Annotated in this window: 9 protein-coding genes and 1 pseudogene; 9 read left to right on the top strand and 1 reads right to left on the bottom strand. The window is 63.2% G+C overall.

Translation table 11 applies throughout. The annotated features are described in order from the left end of the window. The 5 genes from B2V90_RS03910 to trmB form a co-directional block, all read left to right on the top strand. Positions 1–1,286, top strand: a 1,286-nt coding sequence (locus tag B2V90_RS03910) for an AAA family ATPase (RefSeq protein WP_293919707.1), incomplete at its 5' end; no start/stop codon positions are given. A 210-nt stretch (positions 1,287–1,496) separates the two neighbouring features. Beyond that, on the top strand, positions 1,497–1,904 hold the full coding sequence (locus tag B2V90_RS03905) for a hypothetical protein (RefSeq protein ID WP_228222895.1): 408 nt from the start codon (positions 1,497–1,499) through the stop codon (positions 1,902–1,904). Next, positions 1,891–2,640 (top strand): TorF family putative porin, encoded by a 750-nt coding sequence (locus tag B2V90_RS03900; RefSeq protein ID WP_348656909.1) that lies wholly within the window; start codon positions 1,891–1,893, stop codon positions 2,638–2,640. The genes B2V90_RS03905 and B2V90_RS03900 overlap by 14 nt, the downstream gene beginning before the upstream one ends. A 70-nt stretch (positions 2,641–2,710) precedes the next feature. Next, positions 2,711–3,106 (top strand): MAPEG family protein, encoded by a 396-nt coding sequence (locus tag B2V90_RS03895; RefSeq protein WP_009822114.1) that lies wholly within the window; start codon positions 2,711–2,713, stop codon positions 3,104–3,106. Positions 3,107–3,156: 50 nt separating this feature from the next. Beyond that, positions 3,157–3,870, top strand: a complete 714-nt coding sequence (trmB, locus tag B2V90_RS03890; protein ID WP_228222894.1) for a tRNA (guanosine(46)-N7)-methyltransferase TrmB — start codon at positions 3,157–3,159, stop codon at positions 3,868–3,870. 356 nt (positions 3,871–4,226) lie between these two features. On the opposite strand, the gene B2V90_RS03885 is transcribed toward trmB, so the two are convergent. Further along, a complete protein-coding gene (locus B2V90_RS03885; RefSeq protein ID WP_228222893.1) occupies positions 4,227–4,796 on the bottom strand; it encodes a hypothetical protein in 570 nt (189 codons plus the stop codon). Positions 4,797–5,492: 696 nt separating this feature from the next. Between B2V90_RS03885 and trbB the strand changes: the two genes are divergently transcribed. The 4 genes and pseudogenes from trbB to B2V90_RS03865 all read left to right on the top strand — a co-directional run. Further along, entirely contained in the window at positions 5,493–6,479 is a 987-nt protein-coding gene (trbB, locus tag B2V90_RS03880; protein WP_228222892.1) for a P-type conjugative transfer ATPase TrbB, read from the top strand. After that, complete coding sequence (locus B2V90_RS03875) at positions 6,476–6,811, top strand: TrbC/VirB2 family protein (protein WP_228222891.1); 336 nt, start codon at positions 6,476–6,478, stop codon at positions 6,809–6,811. Before trbB ends, B2V90_RS03875 begins: the two co-directional genes overlap by 4 nt. Then, positions 6,811–7,083 carry a VirB3 family type IV secretion system protein gene (locus B2V90_RS03870; RefSeq protein WP_228222890.1) on the top strand — a complete coding sequence of 91 codons (273 nt, stop codon included), beginning with the start codon at positions 6,811–6,813 and terminating at the stop codon, positions 7,081–7,083. Before B2V90_RS03875 ends, B2V90_RS03870 begins: the two co-directional genes overlap by 1 nt. Next, positions 7,080–7,603, top strand: a pseudogene (locus B2V90_RS03865) (hypothetical protein); the annotation flags it as partial. The gene B2V90_RS03870 and the pseudogene B2V90_RS03865, both read left to right, overlap by 4 nt.

Genomic DNA, 7,603 nt, shown 5'->3' with positions numbered 1-7,603 from the left:
AGAAGATCGACGTCAACGAACCCACGATCGACGACACCATCAAGATTCTGGCGGGCCTGCGCTCGGCGTTCGAGGAACATCACAGCGTCAAATATACGCCCGACGCGATCAAGGCGGCGGTCGAGCTTTCGGCGCGCTACATCAACGATCGAAAGCTGCCAGACAAGGCGATCGACGTGATCGACGAGGTCGGCGCGATGCAGATGCTGGTCGTGCCATCCAAGCGCAAGAAGACGATCACCCCCAAGGAGATCGAGCAGGTCATCGCTACGATGGCGCGCATCCCGCCCAAGACGGTGTCGTCCGATGACAAGAGCGTGCTCGAATCGCTCACCACGGACCTCAAGCGCGTGGTGTTCGGCCAGGACAAGGCGATCGAAGTCCTGTCCTCCGCGATCAAGCTGTCGCGCGCGGGCCTGCGCGATCCCGACAAGCCGATCGGCAACTATCTCTTCTCCGGCCCTACTGGCGTCGGCAAGACGGAGGTTGCGCGCCAGCTTGCGACGCTGCTCGGCATCCCGCTCCAGCGGTTCGACATGTCGGAATATATGGAACGCCATTCGGTCAGCCGGCTGATCGGCGCGCCTCCGGGCTATGTCGGCTATGATCAGGGCGGCCTGCTGACCGATGCGGTCGATCAGAATCCGCACAGCGTGCTGCTGCTCGACGAGATTGAGAAGGCGCATCCCGACCTGTTCAACATCCTGCTCCAGGTGATGGACAATGGCCGCCTGACCGATCATCACGGCAAGACCGTCGATTTCCGCAACACCATCCTTATCATGACCACCAATGCCGGTGCATCGGACATGGCGAAGGAATCGATCGGCTTTGGCGAGCTCACCCGCGACGATGTGCAGGAAGATGCGGTCAAGAAGCTCTTCACGCCCGAATTCCGCAACCGCCTCGATGCGATCGTGCCCTTCGGCTACCTGCCGCCCGAAATCGTCGCTCGTGTGATCGACAAGTTCGTGCTGCAACTCGAACTGCAACTGGCCGACCGCGACGTCCACATCACTTTGGATGACGACGCCAAGGCGTGGCTCACGAAGAAGGGCTATGACAAGCTCTATGGCGCGCGTCCGATGGGCCGTTTGATGCAGGAAAAGATCAAGCAGCCGCTCGCCGAGGAATTGCTGTTCGGCAAGCTGGTCCATGGTGGCGAGGTCCATGTCCATATGAAGGACAGCGACGGCGTCGAAGCCCTCGCCTTCGAAATCACCCCCGCCGCCCCGAAAAAGGGGAAGAAAGGCGGCAAAGCGAAGGCGCCCGCGGGCACTAAATAATAAGCAGTGTTGCGAAACTGAATAAAAAGGCGGCTCGCAAGGGCCGCCTTTTTTTGCCAGGGGTGACGCGTAGCAATTGGGCTTGAGCCCCCAGCCCCACCAAACCTTTTGCCCTTTTTCATAGTTCGGCAAAGGATCAGCAACAGGGCTTTCCTACATCTGCGGTGACGACCGCGCGCAAAAGTGCGGCGTTCAATGCAGGAGACCAACATGAGCATCCTTTTCGCCCTGGCGGCTGCCGCCGCGACCCACAGCGTCACGGTGCAGCATCATGGCCAGCCGATCGCCGCCACCTATACCGCCCGCATCGACGTGCGCAGCAAGACTGTCGGCGCGAAGACCCCCAATCGCATGGATATGCAGCGGTGCCGCTGGAGCGCGACTATCATGGTCGATCGCAAGCTCGACCACGGCCCGGCGCTCGCCCGCACCATCGCCACCGACCAGACATTCTCTGCCAGCGAAGCGGGCGCGTGCACGCCCGGTCGCAATCCCGCCGAACAAGCCCTTGCCAATCATCGCGAAAAGATAGAGGCGCATCTTGTCGCGGCGGCGAAGGCCGACCACGGCGTTCTGCTCGCTGAACTGGACTCGGTACGCAATCTTGCCTCGAACTGACTTTCTCACTCGTGCGACATGGCTGGGGGCATTGCTGCTTGCCGGCCATGTCGCTCCGGCCGCCGCGCAATATGCCGCCGGCCCCACCATCACGCTGGAGGCCGCGAGCGACGAACGCCGCCGGGGCCTCAGCTGGAGCGACGGCGATCCTGTGGTGCGCGGCAGTGTGTCGGTGCCGGTCGCGCCGGGCCTCAGCCTTGACGGCGCGGCAACGACGCTCTGGGGCAGCGACCGCCATGGCGGCGCGGATGCCGTTCTTGACTTGGGCGGCACCTATGCCCGGCAACTGGGCGGCCTTCGCCTGACCGCCGAGGGCCGCTATCATATCTTCCCCGGCGCGGACGATAGCGGCGAAGGCTGGGGCTATGGAGAAATGGGCGCGATCGCCGGCTTTTCACTCGGCCCGGCCAGCCTGGACCTTGGCGCGCGCTACGCCCCGCGCCAGTCCGGCATCGGCGGCGACAATCTCTACCTGTCCTCCAGCGCGGCGGTCGGCATACCCGGAACCCCGCTGACTTTGTCGGGCCATGTCGGCCGATCGTCGGGCGACACGCGCAATCCCATACGCGCCGCGCGCCTGCGTCCGGCTGGCGATTATTGGGATCATGGCGTCGCGCTCGACTGGTATCGCGGCCGCTGGTCCGCGGGCCTGCGCTATGCCGATAGCGACATTGACGCGCCCGACAGCGCCCACGCCGGCGCGACGCTGATCGCAAGGGTCGGCCTCACCCTTTAAGGCTGCCATAGCAACGCTATCCGGCCGCCAGCGCCTCTGCTAAAAGGGGCTGGAAAGGGAGCAAGCCGTCATGCCTGTCGAAATCACGATCCTCGCCTGGGGCATGATCTTGCTCCTCGTCCATATCTTCGCCGCCGGCCATGCCAAGACGAAGCAATATGGCCCGAAATGGAATATGGGCGCGCGCGACGAAAGCCTGCCGCCGCTCAATCCCGTCGCCGGCCGCCTTTGCCGAGCGGAGGCCAATTATCGCGAAACGCTCCCCCTTGCCATCGTCGCCTTGCTGGGCGTGGTGCTGGCCGGGCGCACCAGCGAATGGACGGCGCTGGGGGGATGGATCTGGCTTGGCGCGCGGGTCGTCTATTTGCCGCTTTATGGCTTTGGCGTGCCTGTGGTCCGCTCGATCATCTTTCTTGCCAGCCTGGTCGGCCTGCTCATCGCGCTCTGGCCGCTGCTCGGCTTCTAGCGCGTCGTCCTGCTTGCCCCCGCCCGCTCCCGCCGCTAAGCGCGCGCCCCATGACAGCGCATAAATCCGGCGACCCGACCACCCTCAACCGCCTCTATGGCCGCCAGTCTGGGCCAAGGCTGCGCAAGGCCCAGCAGGAGCTGGTCGACACGTTGCTGCCCGCCATCTCGGTGCCGGCGCAGGGGCCGGTGACGGCGGCCGACTTGTTCGGCTATGATCGCCCGCTCCATTTCGAAATCGGCTTTGGCGGCGGCGAACATATGGCCTGGCGCGCCGACCTGCTGCCCGATCATGGCTTCATCGGCTGCGAACCCTTCCTGAACGGCGTCGTGCAGGCGCTCGGCCATGTCCGCGACAAGGCGCTGGGCAATGTCCGGCTACATATGGGCGACGCGCTCGACGTGCTCTCGCGCATTCCCGACGGCGCGCTCAGCTTCGTCTATCTGCTTCACCCTGACCCTTGGCCCAAGGCGCGCCACGCCAAGCGCCGCATGATGAACCCCGGCCCGGTCGCGATGATCGCGAAAAAGCTCAAGCCCGGCGGCGAATTCCGCTTTGGCACCGATCATCCCGTCTATCTGCGCTGGGCGCTGATGGTGATGAACGGCCATCCCGATTTCGACTGGCTGGCGCACGAGCCTAAAGATTTCCAGAACCGCCCCGGCGGCTGGCCCGAAACCCGTTACGAGGCCAAGGCGCGGCGGCTGGGCCATGAGGTGTGGTATTTCAAATTTAGGCGTACAGCCGCCAACCCTGGCGTATAATTGTCATCCTAGATCAATAACTTACCTTGACATACACTTCCTAACGTAACACTCGGTTTCCGCCACGATGTTTGCCGGCTGGTTACTGAGAGCACAGGAAAGGTATGGTCATGGCGACTGGAAAAATCATCAAGCGGACGGTCGACGCGCTGTTGGCGGCTGGCAGATCAGACTTCCTTTGGGACGACGCGCTCAAAGGTTTCGGTGTCAAAATTCTGCCCTCGGGACGGGCGAGCTATATCCTCCAGTATCGGATGGGGGGCGCAGAGGCGAAGAGCCGGCGCTACACCATAGGGACGCATGGTTCGCCCTGGGCGCCTACGACCGCGCAAATATAAGCAGAGCGTCTTTCGATCCTAATTGTCCAAGGCATCGATCCTGGCGAAGCGGCCCGGCAGCAGCAGCGTGAGGCCGTCGATCTGGCCTTCTCCAACTTTGCTGATCAATTCGCGAAATCCTGCAAGGGAGCGGGTTGGAAGAGGCTGGCTGAGCAGTGCTTGCGACACCATGTCAAACCAGTCCTGCGCGACAAGGCCCTGACCAAGATCACCCGTGTCGATATTGTCGCTGTCCCCGACCGGATGCCCGACGGGCAGGTCGGGAGCCAAAGAAACGCCTTCGGGGTGATGCGCCGTCTCTTCAGGTGGGCGATCAGCCGAGGCGACATCGAGCGTAGTCCGATGAAAGGCATGGAAACGCCGCCTGCTGTTCAATCGCGCGACCGTTGGTTGAAGGATGAGGAACTGCGTCGCATCTAGGTTCACGCGGCGGAGACGCACCCATGCTTCGACCCGATCATACGATTGTTGATGCTGACCGGACAACGCCGGGAAGAAGTGAAAAACATGACCTGAGACGAGATAAGCCGAATTGAACGCCTTTGGAGATTGCCGGGGGTGCGAACCAATAACCGCGAGCCTAATCAAGTTCCGCTGAACGATCTCGCGGTCACGTTAATCGACGGGCTGGCTGGTGGGCGACAAGTGGCCACGACATGGCCGGGTGTTCGCGGCGTCGACCGGCGCACCCTTCACCGCCTACCACAAGGGCAAGCTGAAGGTGGATCGCTTACTCACGTGAGACGGTGGTAACGCCGTTCCGGCATGGCGCCTCCATGACCTGCGGAGAACGGTCGCCACCGGTTTCCAGCGGCTCGGTGTCCGCTTCGAGGTGATCGAAGCAATACTCAATCATGTCGGCAGGTCCCGCGCAGGCGTTGCGGGCATTTACCAACGGCATAATTGGAAAACGGAGAAAGAGGAAGCGCTACGCCTTTGGGGCGAGCATATCGCTGGGCTATTGACGGCGACGTAAAATCAGGGCGAGCCTGCGGGTACGGGCGAGCGACGGAAGGAAGTCCTAAAATTGGCGGCGTAAGCGGCCCATATCGCAGGGGGCTGGTCTGAGCGCTAATCGTTGATCGACTTCGCCACTTGCCGGCCACCATGCCGTGCGGTGGCAAGGTCTACTTCCGGTGGCGTTACATCGTCTACGCTACGGCCTGTCTTTGCGCGACGCGCTGCTATGACGCTAAATCCTTGTTGAATCGTCCCATTTTCTGGGTCTCTTAATCATCCCCATCGCGTCCTCCGGCTGATCCGATGGCGCCTCGGGGATTGAAGATGGGCGCAGAGGCAGCAAAATCGGAAGCTGTCGTCAGGGGTGCGCGAATGCTTCGCACCGCGATGGGCGCATCGATCGCGAACTGTCTCACCGAACCTGCTGTCATCGAGGTGATGCTGAACCCCGACGGCAGGCTATGGGTTGACCGGCTGGGTGAAGGCATCACCGACAGCGGTGAGCGCCTCACGCCTGCCGATGGCGAGCGGATCATCCGCTTGGTTGCGCACCATGCCGGTGCCGAAGTCCATGGTCGCAGTCCCCGCGTCTCGGCCGAGCTACCGGAGACCGGCGAACGCTTTGAGGGACTGCTGCCGCCCGTCGTCATCGCGCCGGCTTTCGCGATTCACAAGCCGGCGGTCGCGGTCCTCACGCTCGATGATTATGCGGCCGCGAATATTATGTCGCGCCTGCAGGCTGCGGTTCTGCGCAAAGGCATTGTCGACCGCGCGAACTTTCTCGTCGCCGGTGGCACGGGTGCTGGAAAGACGACGCTGACCAACTCGCTTCTGGCCGAGGTCGCCAAGACCTCCGACCGCGTCGTGCTGATCGAGGACACGTGCGAGCTGCAATGCGCTGCGCCGAACTTTGTCGCAATGCGGACCAAAGACGGCGTCGCCTCGCTTTCCGATCTCGTCCGTTCCTCGCGCCGACCGCGCCCCGATCGCATTCCGATCGGTGAGGTGCGCGGTGCGGAAGCCCTGGACCTCCTGAAGGCTTGGGGCACCGGGCATCCCGGCGGCGTCGGGACGATCCATGCCGGCACTGCGCTGGGTGCGCTGCGACGCATGGAACAGTTCATCCAAGAAGTCGTGATGACGGTCCCGCGCGCGTTGATCGCAGAGACGATCAACCTTGTGGCGGTCCTGGTCCGCGACGACGCTGGTCGGCGTTTAGCCGAGCTGGCTTGCGTCAACGGTCTCGACCCTGGGACCGGCGACTATCGGCTCACCTTCCTCTTTGCACCACACGATGGAGATGTTCCATGAAAATTGCGCTTCGGCGCGGCCCGCGCCGCGCCCCAATCACTGCTGTCGCGCTGATGATGACCCTGCCGGCCCTGATCAGCCCGGCGCACGCCTCCGGTTCGTCGATGCCACGGGAAACCCCGCTCACCTCGATCCTTGAATCAATCGAGGGACCGGTAGCGAAGATCGTGGCGGTGATCATCATCATCGTCACAGGCCTCAGCCTCGCCTTCGGCGAAACGTCGGGCGGTTTCCGCCGGCTGATCCAGATCGTGTTCAGCCTGTTAATCGCGTTCGCGGCCTCGTCGTTCTTCCTGTCTTTCTTCTCGTTCGACGGCGGGGCGCTGATCTGATGGACGGCGGCACCTACCTCGTGCCGGGCTATTACGCCCCCGTCCATCGGTCGCTCAGCGAACCGATCCTGCTCGGCGGTGCGCCGCGGGCGGTGGCGATCCTGAACGGCACGCTGGCCGGCGCCCTCGGCCTGGGCCTCGGGCTCTGGGTCGCGGGGCTCGTGCTCTGGGCGATCGGCTATGGCCTTGGCGTCTGGGCAGTGCGGCGCGACCCCCGCTTCGTAGACGTCGCCCGCCGCCACCTTCGCTACCCGACATGGATGCGGTCATGATGAGCTTGCGCGAATATCGCTCCAAGGCGTCATGCCTTGCAGACTTACTGCCATGGGCCGCGCTGGTCGCACCGGGCGTCGTCCTCAATATGGATGGCAGCTTTCAGCGGACGATGCGCTTCCGCGGTCCCGATCTCGACAGCGCGACACCGGCCGAGTTGGTGGCAGTGACGGCGCGGCTCAACAGCGCGTTGCGCCGATCGCGACACGCTTACCTGCACAGCACGGTGTTCACTAAGCGCCAGCGCGTCCGCGTGCCAGAAACGCCAACCTATCTCGATGCGCTGCTTGCCGACGAGTCGCTAACCGGCGGCCTCGAACCGAAACTCAGCCACCATCATCTGCGCACGTTGACCATCACCGGCTTTCCGACCGAGACCTTTCCCGCCTGCTCGACGAGTTGAATCGACAGGCCTTTCCATATCGCTGGTCGACCCGCGCGATCATGCTGGACAAGACCGACGCGACCAAGCTGCTCGCCAAGATTCAGCGGCAATGTGGACTTGTAACGGTTTTGTGC

Source organism: Sphingobium sp. UBA5915 (genome assembly GCF_002431195.1).
Taxonomy (GTDB): Bacteria; Pseudomonadota; Alphaproteobacteria; order Sphingomonadales; family Sphingomonadaceae; genus Sphingobium; species Sphingobium soli.
The sequence above is the reverse complement of the archived record's forward strand: the minus strand, read 5'-3'. Positions and strand labels throughout refer to the sequence as shown.